This is a genomic window from Cyanobacteria bacterium GSL.Bin1, assembly GCA_009909085.1.
Taxonomy (GTDB): domain Bacteria; phylum Cyanobacteriota; class Cyanobacteriia; order Cyanobacteriales; family Rubidibacteraceae; genus Halothece.
Genome location: JAAANX010000112.1, coordinates 14,120 through 30,231, shown reverse-complemented (window position 1 = coordinate 30,231; position 16,112 = coordinate 14,120). Strand labels below are relative to the sequence as shown.

Below are 16,112 nucleotides of genomic sequence, written 5' to 3'. Positions count from 1 at the left end.
GAGCTTGGTTTTCTGTTTCTAAGGCGATGAGGCGTTGGGTTTGTTCTTTTGGGGTCATGCACCCAATCTTATCACTTTCTTCTTCTCGTCAGTCAGCTCTCTCTCCTACCTCGGCAGTTACGCCACATAAACTACAGAAGCATCTGCCAATGTTCCTAACCATTGCTGTAGATTAAGAATCATTCGTTTAATAGCTGAGAAATCGCTTTCACTGATGGGGTAAATTTGGAAACTGCGCTCAATTGCAGAAAACACTTCTTGAGCCAATTCAGGACCCTGTTGTTGTAATAACCAACGGTGAACTTCAAAAACAATCGGCAGGTGAAGAATTAAAGTTTGCCCTTGTTGTTATAATTGTTGAAAGCCTTTAACTGCCTGCAAGTGATATCGGTCTTTTTCAAACAGTGTAGCAATGAGCGGTCCTGAATCAATGACTAGCAAAGGTGTCAAAAGTCTTCTGCCTCCTCATCAGCGTGCTTGGGGGCTGATTTAACAATCCCTGAAAAGGCAAGGAAATGAGAAATATCTTTCTGTGCTAATTCTTTTTCCACCGCTTTTTGAATAAATTGAGAGAGGCTTTCTTTCTCTTCTCCTTCTTGATTCAGTTTTTCTTGAATACGTTGGGCAAGTTCATCCGGTAAGTAAATTGTAGCTCGCATGGCATTCTACCTTGCTATCTATCATATCTTTATCATACATTTCAATCTGAACAAGAGTAGGTTGTTTGATGATCGCGCACAATGTTCTCCACATCCCGTAAAACCGGAAACAAATAGCCACTTAGCTGGGTTGAGGGAAGCTCTTTTTTTGAGCCCCAGCGCTTAATTATCCACGATGCAAAATATAGTCAATCTGAGGAACGTTGGTTTTGTAGTAACAATGGAATTGACAAAAGATAGTCTTGAATTTTTTAAGCGTGAAGCTGAGCGTCATAATACTTCCTATCAATCAATGATTCGTAATCTTGTAGAGGCTTATACTAGACAACAGCAGCAGTAATTCACCTGAATCATAATAGTCCAGAAGAAAGGAAAAAAATGACCCGTACTCCAATCCATCCTGGAGAAATTCTCGCTGATGAACTGGATGAGTTGGAATTAACTGCTACTGAATTAGCAGACCAACTTCGAGTTCCAGCTAACTGCATTGATGAGATCATTGCTGGTAAACGTAATCTTTCAGCAGACACAGCATTAAGATTGGGTAAGTATTTTGGGACAACAGCAGAATTTTGGCTGAATTTACAAAAAAGCTATGAACTTGATCAAGCTCGGGCTAAGTTAGGTGCAGAATTAGATAATGTTCCCTAACGTCCACTCTCGACATTTTAAAGTTATAGGTAGAGAATGAGTCGTAACCCTTCATCAACTTCATCCTGTAAATGATTCGGGAGTGAGCCAACACATTCAGACAAAAATGCTTTGTCGAGAGTTAAGATTTGAGAAATATTAATAACAGAATCTTTCGGCAATCCAGACATTTGACTTGGTAACATGACATTGCCCGGTGCTTGTGCCAAGCGAACGTTTGAGGTGATAATAGCGACAATAACTGTACTGATTTGGCTTTGAGTAAATATATCATCTTGAATAATCAAAACCGGACGACGGTAAGCGGGCTCTGAGCCAATTGGATTAGGTAAACTTGCCCACCAAATCTCTCCCCGATACATTACCAATCCTCAGCAGGAAGAGACATCAATTGCATTTGGGCGACAGCAGGATCAAGTTGAGAAGATTCATCAGAATATACTTGATTGAGTTGCTCTAGAATCTGCTCACGATTGTATTTTCGTAAATAAGCATGGATAGCTTTGGTATAAAGTTCACTACGAGATAGCCCTAAACGTTGAGCCAGAGATTCTGCTTGTTCAAAAACTGAGTCGGGTAATGAGATCGCAGTTTTCATGGGTTTTTTAAAAACCTTCTATGGTTATACTTTAGTTATACTATGATAACAAAATCTTAACTTTTTCTGCTATCAATAATGTAACACCGTCAACTTTCCCACGCGATCAGCGACAAATCCTAATAAGGGATTGGCAATGGCAACGGTGAGTCAGGGCATACTCACCAAGATGCCAGCCCAGCCTAGCGCGGATTGAGGTTCAGTGCCTCCACGATATCAGGAAAGACCGGCGCGATCGCGCCCCCGTAATACGGATGAGACAACCTGCCGCTAACAGCACGCTTAACATCGGCACTTGTTCGGGAAAAATCCCATTCTTGGTGTGAAAGGGTTTCAGAAAAGCCATCAATATCGTGGGCGACCACATCGGCTTTGGGTACACCGAGGGCATTCCTCAGTTGCGCGATAAGGGGAAATCGCACCGAAAAGCCCGGCAATAATAAAACAGAGAGCAATTCCATGATTGGTGATTGGTCCTTGAGTTCTTCCTCATTTCTGTTTGGTCTGACAAGACCAATCTTTACGAATTATTATCCACAATATCGGAATTTGCCGCTTTACTGGTTTGAGCGAGATAGATCCCCGTCAACACCACAGCAAATCCTAACCAAGTCGTAATTGTTAAACCTTCGGTGAAAATAAACCACGCTAAAATTGCGCTAACAATCGGTTCGAGCAACAAAAAGAGAGAGACAAAACTAGAAGAAAAAACATTCATGCTATCAGCAAGTAAACGCTGTCCTAATCCTTCACTGATTAAGCCTAAACCCAGCACGGCAAAAATAGCGATTTGTGTGGTGGGAAACAGCTGTTCTCCAGTTAATAACATAATAATGACTAAAAGGGCGCTGCCAGTGGCACAACGCCAGAGGAGAATCGTGGTTGCCGAAAAGCGCGATCGCAGCTGTTCCACAATTAGAAAATACGTTCCCAGAAAAACTGCTGAGAGTAAGGCATAGACATCACCAATCAAAGATCCTTCTGCTGCCGCATTGAGATCTTCTAACCCTAGGGTAATTGCTCCGGCAACCGCAATCGTCATTCCTACCAAAAACTTAGAGTCAAACTGTTTTCCAAAGAGAAGCCAACTGCCTAATGCCGTAAAGATCGGAGTGAGATTATTGAGGAGGACACTTTTGGCAACGGTCGTATATTGAAGAGAAATTGCCCATAACACCAGAGAAATTGCTGCGATTGTGCCAACTGAACCTAATAACCACCATTGTTGACCCGTAATTTGCTCAGAATTTTCTTCAGAAGTAGAGGAAAGTTTTTGCTTCACCCAACGCCCACTGCCAAAAAAGATAAAAAACACAATCAGACGATTAAATACCGTTGCATTTGCCCCCAGTTCGGTTTCACTCAGACGAATGAAAATCGGCGCAAAAGAAACAGCCAGTAGGGCAAAACATAAGGTTAAAAAAGCAATCAGAGGAGGACGACTAATTTTAGGGACTGAAATCAGTTTTTCTGGCATATTTACTCCAAGCGCATCAATTTGACAGGGATTTCACTTAATTCAAACCTGACGAGGGTTTATCTTGACTGAATCGCGGAACTCTAAACAGTGTAATTGAGTACAAAATCTGAGCCGTTGATGAAGATGACCAGAGACAATTGTCATCGCCAACCCAAAATTAATGACCAGCAGCGATCGCGCCATTGAATCATTCAATAAGGAAAGCTGAAACAATAGACACAGCAACGGTTTATCACCGCTCTCGAGGCGACAGCCAACTTTGATCAAGGATGAGCCGAAATAGCTATTTTCACTGCCTCGGATTAGCAAGTCACTCCTCTCCTTTGCAGTTGCAATGATCATGATTCAGAATCAACCTTATTGCAAGTCCTTTCCTTGCCAGTAACTGCCGACTAGAAGTTACTTCGTAATGTTACAGTTGCCAAAATCTTTTTGATACACTTCTTAATAAATTCCCTAAGAAACCCCAAAACGTTTTACTCTAAAAGCTGACCCACGTCTTATGTATAGATGTTTTGCGAAGCATGTTGACGACATTAAGTTCGTGGGTCGGTGAGATGGAGTGGAATTTTCACTCGTCATTCAATCTAGGGCAACTAACACGATACAAGGACTAAAAATATATGAATCCATTCGAGAAAAAACGCTTATAATCTCAAGTTTTGCCATCAATCCCTAGAAGTGGCGGAGAATTTTACTCTGATCCACCTTAATTAAAGTCTAAAAAAAAGTAACTGTTGTGACAGGAGATAGGTAAAAAATAATGATTAGTGCCTCCGGTGGAAGTTCAGTCGCACGTCCTCAGCTTTACCAAACGGTTCCCCTTTCTAAGTTATCCCAAGCCGAACAGCAAGACCGCTTTTTGGAACAAGGAGAACTGAAAGAATTAGATACTTTCTTCCAGTTGGGAACTCAACGCGTCGAAATTGCGCAAGTGATTACTCGAAATTCCGAGTTGATTGTTTCTCGTGCTGCGAACCGCATTTTTACAGGGGGTTCGCCGATGGCATATCTCGAAAAACCGAGAGAAGAAGCGCCAGTGATGGTTCCTGCCGGCGGCGAAGAAAGTGATGTTGGTCGCCAAATGCAACTCGGAACAGTGAGCTATATCGAAAGCAGTGGCGGTGGCTTTTTAGAAGGGCTACGCTCACTCTTTAGTGTGTCGGGAAGTAGTAGTGTTCCCATTCCCCCGGGATTCCGTCCGATCAATGTTTCTCGCTATGGTCCCCAAAATATGCAGAAATCATTGCGCGACTTATCCTGGATGTTGCGGTATGTCACTTACGCGATCGTTGCTGGTGATCCTAATATTATTACTGTTAACGTTCGTGGTTTGCGCGAAGTGATTGAAAATGCTTGTTCGAGTGCAGCAACTTTGGTCGCTCTCGGAGAAATGCAAGCAGCTGCTTTAGGTTACTTTAAACAAGACGAAGCTGGGCGCGCTACAGTTGAACAATATTTCCAAGTGCTCATCTCAGAATTTAAAGCGCCAACCCCCTCCAATAAAGTGCGTCAGCGTCCGAGTAGCGACCAGCAAGGGCTAGAACTGCCTCAAAGCTACTTTAATGCAGCAGAAAATCGTCCCAAATACGCAATGAAGCCGGGACTCTCTAACTCAGAAAAACAAACTGCGGTCAAAGCAGCCTATCGTCAAGTCTTTGAACGAGATATTACTCGCGCTTACAGTCTCTCGATTTCTGATTTAGAATCCAAGGTTAAAAATTGCGAAATCTCGATGAAGGAATTTATCCGTCGTTTGGGTAAATCTCCCCTTTATCGCAAGCAGTTCTATGAACCCTTTATCAATAGTCGCGCTTTAGAACTGGCGTTTCGTCACTTCCTCGGACGGGGTCCCTCATCTCGCGAAGAAGTGCAAACCTACTTCTCCATCGTTTCTAATGGTGGACTTCCCGCTTTAATTGATGCCTTAGTCGATAGCAAAGAATATTCTGACTACTTTGGCGAAGAAACCGTTCCTTATATTCGCGGTTTAGGAGAAGAAGCCCAAGAATGTCGCAACTGGGGAATGCAGCAAGACCTGTTTAACTACAGCGCACCTTTCCGCAAAATTCCTCAATTTATCACCACCTACGCCCAATATAATCGTCCACTCGCCGATCAACATCCTTATGGCAGCGGGAATGATCCGCTCGAAATTCAATTTGGTGCAATCTTTCCGAAAGAAACTCGCAATCCCAGTAAGAGTCCTGCCCCCTTTAGTAAAGATACCCGTCGCATCTTAATTAATCGTGGACCGGCAACTTATAACCAAACCGGTAATCCGAAAGCCCGCGGTTTATTCCCCGGCTCTCTCGGTCCCAAAGTCTTCCGCGCTGACCGGATGGCGTTTTCGGGTTTAACGGATAAAACCAATAACAGCTACAGTGTTAAATACTCGGAAAGCAGTTCTCAAAAGCTGATTTTAGCTTGTTATCGCCAAGTGTTTGGTCGCGATGTTTACGAAGGACAACGTCTCAAAACCGCTGAAATTAAGCTGGAAAATGGCGAGATTACCGTTCGTGACTTTATCCGGATGCTGGCGAAGTCGGAACTGTTCCGGAAGCTCTACTGGACTTCTCTTTATGTGACCAAATCCATTGAATACATTCATCGTCGGCTTCTCGGTCGTCCCACTTATGGGCGTCAGGAAATTAACAAATACTTTGATATTTGTTCAAAACAAGGTTTTTACGCTTTAGTCGATGCGATCATCAATACTCAAGAGTACAGTGAAACGTTTGGCGAAGACACCGTTCCTTACGAACGTTACCTCACTCCCGGTGGCTTGCAACTGCGCACCCGCACCAATAATCTTCGTCAAGATGTGGGGACTGAAATCAAACCAGAAGTGACGCCGCGCTATCAAGAATTAGGTCAAGTCGCGGCAAATCGCAGCGAACCGGATTTGCAATATCGGATTAAGCAAGGCGTGAATAAGCGTCGCGAGCAAAGTAAGCAATTTAAGCTGACCAACTTGCAAGACAAAGTGGCGCTGCAAAATTTGATTAGTGCGGCTTATCGTCAGATCTTTGAACGGGATATTGAACCCTATGTTGTCAAAGCCGAGTTTACTAATCTAGAAAGTAAACTCGGTAACGGAGAAATCACCGTGAAAGAGTTTATTGAAGGACTCGGTTGCTCTGATTTATACATTAAAGAGTTCTATACCCCCTATCCCAACACTAAAGTCATTGAGTTGGGAACAAAACATTTCCTAGGACGAGCGCCATTAAATCAGAAAGAGATTCAGAAATATAACCAATTGTTGGCAACGCAAGGGATTCGCGCGTTTGTTAAGGCATTAGTCAACAGCATAGAGTACTCCCAAGAGTTTGGTGAAGATGTGGTTCCTTATCGCCGCTATCCTACCTTACCTGCTGCCAACTTCCCCAATACGGAAAGTCTTTACAATAAACTGACGAAGCAGGATGATGAGTTAGTGGTTCCGAGTTTTGAACCCACGCGCTCTAAGATGAATAACGCTCAGTTACCTTTAGCCAGCCAAGCCAATGGTAACAGTGGTGCGGGACAAGTCGCTGACTATTTAGAGTTAGCGCGATCGATGAATACCCTCGAAGCTGCCCAAGAAACGTCAACAGTAGCGCGTATTTTCCGGCATTCTCCCCAAGGGAGTACCCAACAGACCCGATCAGTGATGAATGGGATTTATGCCCAATTACTCAATGTTCCTCAAGACAATGTTCCTGATCAGTTCCGTTTAGAAGCATGGGAAGAAAAACTCCTTGCTGGTAACTGCACGGTACGGGAATTTGTTAAAGCATTGGCGAAGTCTGATGTTTACCAACGGCGTTTCGTTTTCCCTTATCCGAATCCAAAAGTCGTTGAGTGTCTCTATCGCCATTTATTAGGACGAGCTGCCAGTGGCATTGAAGTTCATCAAATGACAAACTTACTCACCAACCAAGGTTTGGATGCAGTAGTTGATTATTTAGTTGATGGTGCAGAATATAACCGTTTCTTTGGTGAAATGGTGGTCCCCTACGCCAAAGAAAATAATCGCTAATTTTTGCTGAATTTAATTTAGTGATCAATCATCCCCCTTATCGTTTAAGGGGGATTTTCCGGACTGATCCTCACTAAATGAGTAGAAATATTACGAAATATAAAAAACTGCGATAAAAAGTGAGAGAAATATCGCAAAATAAATCGGAGAAGGTTGTTAAGATAACTAAGCTATCCCGTTTGCTGATACTGTATCCAGCATGGGAACTGGTAAAGATCAGCCTGAACCAAATTCGATAATAAACTTATCCGTTGGAGGATTCTAAAACATGAGTATTGTCACGAAATCCATCGTGAACGCTGATGCTGAAGCTCGTTACCTCAGCCCCGGCGAATTAGACCGTATTAAAGCCTTCGTCGAAGGTGGCGAACAACGTCTCCGTATTGCTCAAACCCTTACCAGTGCTCGTGAGCGTATTGTTAAGCAAGCTGGCGACCAACTCTTCCAAAAGCGTCCTGATGTTGTGTCTCCCGGTGGCAACGCTTATGGCGAAGAAATGACAGCAACCTGCTTACGCGACATGGATTACTATCTTCGCCTCGTCACCTATGGAGTTGTTGCAGGGGATGTCACTCCTATTGAAGAAATCGGTTTAGTGGGTGTTCGCGAAATGTACAATTCTCTTGGCACTCCGATCAATGCCGTGGCAGAAAGTGTACGTTCCATGAAAGATATTGCTTGCTCAATGATGTCTGCTGAAGATGCAGCGGAAGCAGGATCTTACTTCAACTATGTAATTGGCGCAATGCAATAAGCCTCTTTAGTGATGTCCCACACTTGACTTGTTAATTAGACACAATCTATAAACTGAACTTAGGAAAGGAAAATAACGATGCAAGACGCAATTACCTCCGTTATTAACTCGGCTGACGTACAAGGAAAATACCTTGATGATGCAGCAATGGAAAAGCTGAAAGGCTATTTCCAAACTGGTCAACTACGCGTGCGTGCCGCCAATGTCATCAGCGCTAACGCAGCTAACATTGTCAAAGAAGCAGTGGCAAAATCCTTACTGTATTCTGATATTACCCGTCCTGGCGGTAATATGTACACCACCCGTCGTTATGCTGCTTGCATCCGCGACTTAGACTACTATCTTCGTTACTCCACCTACGCGATGCTCGCCGGTGATCCTTCCATTCTTGATGAGCGTGTTCTCAATGGCTTAAAAGAAACCTATAATTCCCTAGGGGTTCCCATTAACGCTACTGTCCAAGCGATTCAAGCGATGAAAGAAGTGACGGCAGGTCTTGTCGGTCCTGATGCTGGTAAAGAAATGGGCGTGTACTTCGACTACATTTGCTCTGGCTTAAGCTAACTCAAAAATTGCCTGAGAAGCTAAACCCATGATAACTTCAGTTCGGGTAGTGGCGAGTGAGTGCTAGGGGGTTCAAGACTTATCTAACTATCAAAACAGGGGATAGGTTTTAATGATCTAGTATTGACTGGCTTACTCCCGAACTAAGTGTGTTTAAAGGAATCATAATTTTAGATATTGCCCAAGGAGTTTATAACCCATGAGAATGTTTAAGGTGACCGCTTGCGTTCCCAGTCAAACTCGCATTCGGACTCAACGCGAACTACAAAATACTTACTTTACCAAGCTCGTTCCTTACGATAACTGGTTTACTGAGCAACAGCGCATTATGAAAATGGGTGGGAAAATTGTCAAAGTCCAACTTGCCACTGGCAAGCCAGGTACCAATACCGGTTTAATGTAAATTTGGATAGGTCTGTCTAAGCCCTCATTGGTTGAGGGCTTTGCGAGGCATGAACTGAAATAACCCCTTTTCTACCTTTTGAGCCAAGCGGCGATAACGGAAGTCCTTTCGTGACATTTAAGATAGAAGCAGTGACCCTGATTGCCAGCAAGGAGGAAAGGATTGAGTGAATCGGCATTATTAGGAAAATCTCTAGCAGAGTTAACGGATTGGGTGCAAGAACAAGGACAACCCGCCTATCGAGGCAAGCAATTGCATCAGTGGTTGTATCAAAAAGGGGCGCGATCGCTGCACGAAATTACGGTATTTCCGAAACAGTGGCGGGAAGACTTGCAAGCGCAACCGATTGGACGCTCGACCATTGCCCACCGTAGCATCGCCCCGGATGAGACTCGGAAATATTTGCTTCGTCTGGTTGACGGGGAAGTCATTGAAACCGTTGGCATTCCTACGGCAAAACGCTTAACCGTTTGTGTTTCTTCCCAAGTCGGTTGCCCCATGGCGTGCGACTTTTGTGCCACCGGAAAAGGCGGTTTTACCCGCAACCTGGAGGCCCACGAAATTGTGGATCAAGTGCTTACAGTAGCAGAAGATTTTGAGCAACGGGTGAGTCATGTGGTATTCATGGGAATGGGAGAACCCCTTTTAAACCGAGAAGCCGTAGTGACAGCAGTGAAATCCTTAAATCAAGATGTGGGCATTGGACAACGGTGTCTAACGGTTTCTACCGTCGGGATTCCTCAACAGATTCCTCGCTTAGCCGCAGAACAGTTACAAATTACCCTTGCCATTAGTCTTCATGCGTCTAATCAAGCGTTACGAGAACAACTCATTCCCAGTGGTGGCGGCTATCTCCTTTCCCAATTAATTGCCGACTGCCGAGAGTATGTCCAACGGACGCGCCGCCGGGTTACCTTTGAATATATCCTTTTAGCTGGCGTTAACGATACCCCAGACCACGCCAATGAACTAGCGCAACTCCTGAGAGGCTTTCAAACGCACGTGAATCTGATTCCCTATAACCCAATTAGTGAAGTGGATTATCAACGCCCCAACAAAAAGCGGATCCAAGCCTTTCAATCTGTGCTTGAAGACGCTAAGATTGCCGTTAGCGTTCGCTACTCCCGCGGGTTAGAGGCGGATGCGGCGTGCGGTCAACTACGGGCAAATCAGACACAATGACCACTGAAACCACAACGACTTGGACGAAACGTCATATCCTTTCTTTGGAAAGCTTTACACCAGAGGAGTATGAAACCCTCCTGGAAACCGCAGATAGTTTTCGGGAAGTGTTATCCCGGCGCACGAAGAAAGTTCCCGCTTTACAAGGACAAGTGGTTGCCCATTTGTTTTTTGAACCGTCAACGCGCACCCGTAGCAGTTTTGAACTGGCAGCTAAACGCTTATCTGCTGATACCCTCAACTTCAGTGGGAGTGCCTCTTCTCTGACGAAAGGAGAAACGATTTTAGATACGGCAAAAACCTATATGGCAATGGGGGCCAATATTATGGTGATTCGTCATCGCCAAGCGGGTGTTCCCCATATCATTGCCGCGGAAATGGATCGCTTAGAGAGTAATGTCAGTATTCTGAATGCTGGGGATGGACAGCATGAACATCCCTCGCAAGCCTTGTTAGATTTATTTACCCTGTATCAGTTGCGATCTCAAAATTCTCCCCGCCAGTTTCTCGCAGGGAAAAAAATTGCCATTGTCGGCGATATCTTACACTCTCGAGTGGCGCGGTCTAATATCTATAGTTTAGCCGCGATGGGCGCAACCGTTCATTTAGCTGCCCCACCGACGTTACTGCCCAGAGAATTTCAAGATTTTTTAAGAGCGTCTGATTCAGACCGCTTGGTCTGTCATTGGAATATTGAACCCGCTTTAGTTGACGCCGATTTTATTATGACCTTACGCTTGCAGAAAGAGCGGATGACCGAGCATTTATTGCCCAGTTTACGGGAATATCATCAACGATTTGGAATTACGCGCGATCGCGCTCAGTTAGCCCATCCTCATGTCAAAATTCTCCATCCTGGACCCGTGAATCGGGGCGTAGAAATCAGTTCCGATCTCATGGATGACCCCGAATTAAGCCTAATTTCTCAACAAGTCACCAGTGGTGTGGCTGTCCGGATGGCGCTGTTATACCTCATTGGCACATCCAATTAATCCTTCTCAAACGGTTAAAGAGGGCAGTTGTTCTACACAGCGCACGAACATTTCTACCCCCATCCCTAAAGCGGTTTCATCAAAATCAAACCGTGGATGATGATGGGGATAGTTCAATCTCAGTTCCGGGTTCGCCGAACCGAGGAAAAAGTAACATCCGGGGACTTGTTCCAGGAAAAAGGACATATCTTCACTGCCCATAGTCTGACATTCGGGAACAACGCCCGTGGGCGTTTCTACAACGGTTTGCGCGACAGACCGCACTAAATCTGTCACCCGCGCATCATTAATCACTGGTGGATACATTCGCCAGTAGTTGAGGTCATAGCTTGCGCCGTGGCTTTGGCAAATCCCAGCAATAATCGCTTCCACACGCTGACCCATGTAATTTTCGAGGTCGGTATTAAAATAACGCACGGTTCCAGAAAGATAGGCACGATCAGCAATGACGTTCATCGCTGAACCCGCTTTCAGTTCGCCGACCGTAACCACCGCCGACTGGGTGGGGTCAATATTGCGAGCAACAATGGTTTGTAAGGCATTGACAATTTGCGCACTGAGAACGACTGCATCAATGGTTTGATGCGGCATTGCCCCATGTCCGCCTTTGCCCTGAATATGACATTTGAATAATTCTACTGCCGCCATCAGCGCGCCATCTTTGACCCCAATCGTTCCCAAGGGCAGATTATTCCAGAGGTGTAAGCCAATCATGGCATCCACATCCGGGTTTTTTAAGACCCCCGCTTCAATCATCGGTTTTGCCCCACCCGGTCCTTCTTCTGCCGGTTGGAAGATGATTTTGACCGTACCCGTGATGTCTTGACGATGTTGCCAGAGATAATAAGCGGTTCCCAGCGCGATCGCGGTATGTCCATCATGGCCACAGGCGTGCATAATCCCGTCATGTTGCGAGCGATAGGGGACATCATTTTCTTCTTGCACCGGGAGGGCATCCAGATCCGCCCGAATGCCTAGTACTTTCCCGGGGGTTCCGCCTTCGATCAGAGCCACAACACCGGTTTCGGCAATTTTAGTTTGATGGGGAATGCCCCATTCTTGCAGCTTTCTAATGACGAAGTCTGACGTTAGCTTTTCGGTAAATGCTAGTTCTGGGCGTTGGTGAAAGCCCCGTCGCCATTGCACAAGATCCGTTTGCAACGCTTGAATTTCAGGACGAATTTGCTCGATGTTAATGGGCTGAGCGGGAGATACAGTCATAAGACAATTACCAAAGATGTTCTAATTCTAAGTTTGACGCAACGTGTGCTAATTTTTCGAGGTCGTTGGGATTCGATAAATAAGGAATTGTTCCTAGGATCGGAACCGGACAAAGGTTAGTGATCAAATCATGAGGCGTCCATTGTTCTTGTTTGGCTTCTGCTTCGGCGCTAAGACAGTTAAAAATCAATCCCTTCACATCAAGTTGATATTGACGGGCTAGGGCAACATTGGCGACCGTTTGCGCGATCGCGCCGAGCTTGACCGGAACGACGATCACCACTGGTAATTGCCAAGCTGCAGCGACATCAGCAACGGTCATTTCCCAACTCATTGGCGACCCTAAGCCCCCTAGCGCTTCTAGTAAAACAAACTCTCGTTTTGATCTTAAACTAGTCAGCGCTTGCCAAACTGTAGTAAGATCGACTGGCTGACCTGCTTGTTTTGCTGCTAAAGGAGGCGCGATCGGAGACGGGTAAGAGACGGGATTGATCAACTCTGGCGGTTGATTCAACGGGAATAACTGTTCATAGAGACAACTATCTCCCGGACTGCCGGTTTGGATCAGTTTCATGACCCCCAGTTGTTCTAGGGAGCGATATTTTTGCCAGTAGGCAATTAAGCTAACCATAACAACTGTTTTCCCGATTTCTGTATCCGTCCCAGTGATTAAAAGTGTTTTCATTGTTTAAAATTGAACTAACAATTTTGATCCTGATTTCTAAACAGAAAATAGCATCTTAAATTTTAGAGAAACATCATCCTACTCTGAGGATGATATGATTGCAAAGAATCGAGGTTAAAGAGAAAGCCCGTGAGCCATTCTGCTACTTTAACGCTTCAACCCCCATTGAGCCAACTTCCTGATCAAAACCGTTTACGCCTCTTTTCGGGCTCAGCTAATGAGCCCCTTGCCCAAGAAGTAGCCACTTATCTAGGGCTAGAATTGGGACCCATGGTGAGAAAACGGTTTGCTGACGGTGAACTTTATGTTCAAATTCAGGAGTCGATTCGTGGTTGCGACGTTTATTTGATCCAGCCTTGTTGTTATCCCGTGAATGACAACTTGATGGAATTGTTAATTATGATCGACGCTTGCCGTCGTGCGTCTGCTCGTCAAATTACAGCAGTCATCCCTTACTATAGCTATGCTCGCGCTGATCGCAAAACAGCGGGACGGGAATCAATTACTGCCAAACTCGTGGCAAATTTAATTACCGAAGCTGGTGCCAGCCGAGTGCTTGCCATGGACTTACATTCAGCGCAAATTCAGGGATATTTTGATATTCCTCTAGATCACGTCTATGGTTCTCCTGTATTAATTCAATATATTGCCAGCAAGCAGCTTTCTGATCTGGTCGTTGTCTCTCCTGATGTAGGAGGCGTTGCCCGTGCTAGAGCGTTTGCGAAAAAATTAGATGATGCCCCCCTTGCGATTATTGATAAGCGTCGTCATGGTCATAATGAAGCCGAAGTCCTGAATTTAATTGGGGATGTAAAAGGAAAAACAGCTGTAATGGTGGATGATATGATAGATACAGCTGGCACGATGCTGGAAGGCTCCCGTTTGTTGCGTAAAGAGGGCGCTAAGCAGATTTATGCTTGTGCGACCCATCCTGTATTATCGGGACCAGCCCGAGAGCGTTTATTTGGCGGTGCTTTTGAAGAAGTAATCGTGAGCAATACCATTCCGGTTCCCGGCTACCAAGAAATTGAACAGCTAACTGTCTTGTCAGTGGCTAATTTAATTGGTGAAGCCATTTCCCGAATTCATGAAGAAAGCTCTGTCAGTAGTATGTTTCGCTAGAGGATTGAGCCACTCCCACGGCTAGAAGTTCGTGGGATTTAGGCCTCAAACAGAAGTTGCAAGACAAACCGGTCTAACACTGAGTAGTCCCCTAGAGGGGACTTGGTCTATCTTTTTCTTGCTGCCTTGAACATTGTTTGCTTAACGGAAATTTAACAAAATTCAAGTTAAAACTTGGTTGATTAGGAAAAATACGCTCTAGTTTTAGAGTGCTGCAACAAATAAACCATCCATAATGTCTTGAAATTTCCCTAAGCAGCCTATAGCTACTGGATGATCATTTTCTTGGATTACTCTTACTGAACCCACCTCGAGAATAATAATCAGTATTAAACTTCTCCCACTGAGCTGATGCTCTAGTGGAAAATTTTTGCTTCCAACTCTTACGTGGATCAACCTGAAAGTTAATCCCCGTCCACCCGTCTTCGCTCCTACCGTCACTATAACGGAGCGGATCTTGGGTGAGCATGGATTCTGTACCCTCACCATGCCATGAAATAACAGAATTTGTGGATGATCATTTCCAAACTAAGGAACGATTTGGTCTAACCCAGTCAAAAGTCGTTCTTTCGATAGATTAGTTTATGTATCAGCGATAACAACAAGAGAGACACAAGCAAGTATATTTATGTTAAGTTTTTTATAAGATATTGAAACACTAGTTGACAAATATCAATTTTTGTAGTTACTCCCTGACCCCATATGCAAATTAATTCGATCCAGCCAGGGAACTCTAATAATGCATCTTCTGGTAAATCAATTCCAAAATATTTACTGTACAAAGTAATTTTGAAAAATGCGGTCTGGCTACTCGGAATTTTGCCATGGCTATTTGGTGCAATCGATCTAGGATATAATCTTTTAGCTCCAGGGATGACAACGCCCACAAGCATTACCCAGTTTTTCACAGTCATCGTTCTATTTGGCGGTTGGTTATATCTGAAGCCGGATAGTAATGTGCGAAGTGACCAAGGTGTTGCGTTTCAAGGTCATAACGTGTCTCCTTCTATCCATCGAGCTGACCATCTGAGCCGGCTTGATGCTCGCATGATGGAACTGCAACCCTATCATTTGATTGGACGGGAATATGTGTTGCCTTTTCCCTACTTATGCCAAATTTATCATTTACTCAATTTAAAGCATCTGGAAACAATTCATAGTTTTAGTCTGAGCAATCTTAAGGTTCTCGGAGTAGAAGACTTTCAGCCGACGGCAACTGGCGGAACGTTACGGTTCCAGACCACGTTGGATTCTCCGTTCAATATTTTGCGTCTGTGGCGACAAGATACAGTTGAAGTTGAATTAACCCTACACACCCCTTTCACGGTCGAACTGCAAGTGCCCGTCCGGGATGAAAAAACCATCAATGTCATCTTTAATGTCCTACCGCTCGGTCAAAAAGAACATAGGCTCTACGTTGATATTTATAGTAATCTCTCTTTACCCAAACCGTTGCTGCGTTTTCTATTAGAGTTGGCTACTAGCCTAACTTTGCTGGAAGACTTGCCTTATCTGCGGGTTCTTACTGCTCGTGAGCAAGTGAGCCAAATGCCATCCAAGCGACAGGCTAATTCCGCTCAGGAAATGAACGACTCGATGCAGCTTTATTCCCGTTATGTCACGCTTTATCGCTCAACTCTTGATGAAGCTTCTAACTCACAGTCCACTCCTGAAAGCAATTCCTATCAATTTGATAAGGGTTGAGTAACCAGAGAACCAAGATTTTTTTCCAAACAAATAAATAAAGAGGGTTATGGATAATGAATGGTACTTTTTA

19 protein-coding genes are annotated in these 16,112 nt (G+C 44.6%); 10 read left to right on the top strand and 9 right to left on the bottom strand.

Annotated elements, in window-relative coordinates; all coding sequences use genetic code 11:
* Positions 1–117 precede the first annotated feature (117 nt).
* Together GVY04_15010 and GVY04_15005 are read right to left on the bottom strand one after the other, a co-directional pair.
* A complete protein-coding gene (locus GVY04_15010) occupies positions 118–267 on the bottom strand; it encodes a hypothetical protein (protein ID NBD17394.1) in 150 nt (49 codons plus the stop codon).
* 179 nt (positions 268–446) lie between these two features.
* A complete protein-coding gene (locus GVY04_15005; GenBank protein NBD17393.1) occupies positions 447–659 on the bottom strand; it encodes a hypothetical protein in 213 nt (70 codons plus the stop codon).
* A gap of 175 nt (positions 660–834) precedes the next feature.
* Here GVY04_15005 and GVY04_15000 point away from each other — a divergent pair, with 175 nt between their 5' ends.
* Positions 835–999, top strand: coding sequence for a hypothetical protein (locus GVY04_15000; GenBank protein ID NBD17392.1), 165 nt, complete (start codon positions 835–837; stop codon positions 997–999).
* Positions 1,000–1,037: 38 nt separating this feature from the next.
* Entirely contained in the window at positions 1,038–1,310 is a 273-nt protein-coding gene (locus tag GVY04_14995) for a HigA family addiction module antidote protein (protein NBD17391.1), read from the top strand.
* 23 nt (positions 1,311–1,333) lie between these two features.
* Here GVY04_14995 and GVY04_14990 read toward each other — a convergent pair whose 3' ends face one another.
* From GVY04_14990 to GVY04_14970, 5 genes are all read right to left on the bottom strand, one after another.
* Positions 1,334–1,678 (bottom strand): type II toxin-antitoxin system PemK/MazF family toxin, encoded by a 345-nt coding sequence (locus GVY04_14990; GenBank protein NBD17390.1) that lies wholly within the window; start codon positions 1,676–1,678, stop codon positions 1,334–1,336.
* Positions 1,672–1,908 carry a hypothetical protein gene (locus GVY04_14985; GenBank protein ID NBD17389.1) on the bottom strand — a complete coding sequence of 79 codons (237 nt, stop codon included), beginning with the start codon at positions 1,906–1,908 and terminating at the stop codon, positions 1,672–1,674. The genes GVY04_14990 and GVY04_14985 overlap by 7 nt, the downstream gene beginning before the upstream one ends.
* A 182-nt stretch (positions 1,909–2,090) precedes the next feature.
* Positions 2,091–2,369 carry a hypothetical protein gene (locus tag GVY04_14980; protein ID NBD17388.1) on the bottom strand — a complete coding sequence of 93 codons (279 nt, stop codon included), beginning with the start codon at positions 2,367–2,369 and terminating at the stop codon, positions 2,091–2,093.
* A gap of 59 nt (positions 2,370–2,428) precedes the next feature.
* Positions 2,429–3,385: an EamA family transporter gene (locus tag GVY04_14975; protein NBD17387.1), complete on the bottom strand. Its 957-nt coding sequence runs from the start codon at positions 3,383–3,385 to the stop codon at positions 2,429–2,431.
* A gap of 42 nt (positions 3,386–3,427) precedes the next feature.
* On the bottom strand, positions 3,428–3,730 hold the full coding sequence (locus GVY04_14970; protein ID NBD17386.1) for a hypothetical protein: 303 nt from the start codon (positions 3,728–3,730) through the stop codon (positions 3,428–3,430).
* Positions 3,731–4,151: 421 nt separating this feature from the next.
* Here GVY04_14970 and GVY04_14965 point away from each other — a divergent pair, with 421 nt between their 5' ends.
* From GVY04_14965 to GVY04_14940, 6 genes are all read left to right on the top strand, one after another.
* Complete coding sequence (locus GVY04_14965) at positions 4,152–7,412, top strand: photosystem I reaction center subunit X (GenBank protein ID NBD17385.1); 3,261 nt, start codon at positions 4,152–4,154, stop codon at positions 7,410–7,412.
* Between the two features lie 268 nt (positions 7,413–7,680).
* Complete coding sequence (locus GVY04_14960; protein ID NBD17384.1) at positions 7,681–8,166, top strand: allophycocyanin; 486 nt, start codon at positions 7,681–7,683, stop codon at positions 8,164–8,166.
* A 78-nt stretch (positions 8,167–8,244) separates the two neighbouring features.
* A complete protein-coding gene (gene apcB, locus GVY04_14955) occupies positions 8,245–8,730 on the top strand; it encodes an allophycocyanin subunit beta (protein NBD17383.1) in 486 nt (161 codons plus the stop codon).
* Between the two features lie 199 nt (positions 8,731–8,929).
* Positions 8,930–9,133, top strand: coding sequence for a photosystem I reaction center subunit XII (locus GVY04_14950; GenBank protein NBD17382.1), 204 nt, complete (start codon positions 8,930–8,932; stop codon positions 9,131–9,133).
* 162 nt (positions 9,134–9,295) lie between these two features.
* Entirely contained in the window at positions 9,296–10,315 is a 1,020-nt protein-coding gene (rlmN, locus tag GVY04_14945) for a 23S rRNA (adenine(2503)-C(2))-methyltransferase RlmN (protein NBD17381.1), read from the top strand.
* On the top strand, positions 10,312–11,307 hold the full coding sequence (locus GVY04_14940; GenBank protein ID NBD17380.1) for an aspartate carbamoyltransferase catalytic subunit: 996 nt from the start codon (positions 10,312–10,314) through the stop codon (positions 11,305–11,307). Before rlmN ends, GVY04_14940 begins: the two co-directional genes overlap by 4 nt.
* A 6-nt stretch (positions 11,308–11,313) precedes the next feature.
* Here the strand turns inward: GVY04_14940 and GVY04_14935 are convergent, their stop codons facing one another.
* Positions 11,314–12,528, bottom strand: a complete 1,215-nt coding sequence (locus tag GVY04_14935; GenBank protein ID NBD17379.1) for an amidohydrolase — start codon at positions 12,526–12,528, stop codon at positions 11,314–11,316.
* Between the two features lie 7 nt (positions 12,529–12,535).
* Positions 12,536–13,213, bottom strand: coding sequence for an ATP-dependent dethiobiotin synthetase BioD (gene bioD, locus GVY04_14930; GenBank protein ID NBD17378.1), 678 nt, complete (start codon positions 13,211–13,213; stop codon positions 12,536–12,538).
* 129 nt (positions 13,214–13,342) lie between these two features.
* Here bioD and GVY04_14925 point away from each other — a divergent pair, with 129 nt between their 5' ends.
* Complete coding sequence (locus GVY04_14925; protein ID NBD17377.1) at positions 13,343–14,335, top strand: ribose-phosphate pyrophosphokinase; 993 nt, start codon at positions 13,343–13,345, stop codon at positions 14,333–14,335.
* Between the two features lie 789 nt (positions 14,336–15,124).
* Positions 15,125–16,039: a hypothetical protein gene (locus GVY04_14920; protein ID NBD17376.1), complete on the top strand. Its 915-nt coding sequence runs from the start codon at positions 15,125–15,127 to the stop codon at positions 16,037–16,039.
* Positions 16,040–16,112: the final 73 nt, after the last annotated feature.

Bases quoted from the DNA above. Each gene is read 5' to 3' on its own strand.
- GVY04_14965 (NBD17385.1), top strand. From the start codon at position 4,152: ATGATTAGTGCCTCCGGTGGAAGTTCAGTCGCACGTCCTCAGCTTTAC.
- apcB (NBD17383.1), top strand. From the start codon at position 8,245: ATGCAAGACGCAATTACCTCCGTTATTAACTCGGCTGACGTACAAGGA.
- GVY04_14995 (NBD17391.1), top strand. From the start codon at position 1,038: ATGACCCGTACTCCAATCCATCCTGGAGAAATTCTCGCTGATGAACTG.
- GVY04_15000 (NBD17392.1), top strand. From the start codon at position 835: ATGCAAAATATAGTCAATCTGAGGAACGTTGGTTTTGTAGTAACAATG.
- GVY04_14940 (NBD17380.1), top strand. From the start codon at position 10,312: ATGACCACTGAAACCACAACGACTTGGACGAAACGTCATATCCTTTCT.
- GVY04_14935 (NBD17379.1), bottom strand. From the start codon at position 12,528: ATGACTGTATCTCCCGCTCAGCCCATTAACATCGAGCAAATTCGTCCT.
- GVY04_14985 (NBD17389.1), bottom strand. From the start codon at position 1,908: ATGAAAACTGCGATCTCATTACCCGACTCAGTTTTTGAACAAGCAGAA.
- GVY04_14970 (NBD17386.1), bottom strand. From the start codon at position 3,730: ATGATCATTGCAACTGCAAAGGAGAGGAGTGACTTGCTAATCCGAGGC.
- GVY04_14950 (NBD17382.1), top strand. From the start codon at position 8,930: ATGAGAATGTTTAAGGTGACCGCTTGCGTTCCCAGTCAAACTCGCATT.
- bioD (NBD17378.1), bottom strand. From the start codon at position 13,213: ATGAAAACACTTTTAATCACTGGGACGGATACAGAAATCGGGAAAACA.
- GVY04_14975 (NBD17387.1), bottom strand. From the start codon at position 3,385: ATGCCAGAAAAACTGATTTCAGTCCCTAAAATTAGTCGTCCTCCTCTG.
- GVY04_14980 (NBD17388.1), bottom strand. From the start codon at position 2,369: ATGGAATTGCTCTCTGTTTTATTATTGCCGGGCTTTTCGGTGCGATTT.
- GVY04_15005 (NBD17393.1), bottom strand. From the start codon at position 659: ATGCGAGCTACAATTTACTTACCGGATGAACTTGCCCAACGTATTCAA.
- GVY04_14960 (NBD17384.1), top strand. From the start codon at position 7,681: ATGAGTATTGTCACGAAATCCATCGTGAACGCTGATGCTGAAGCTCGT.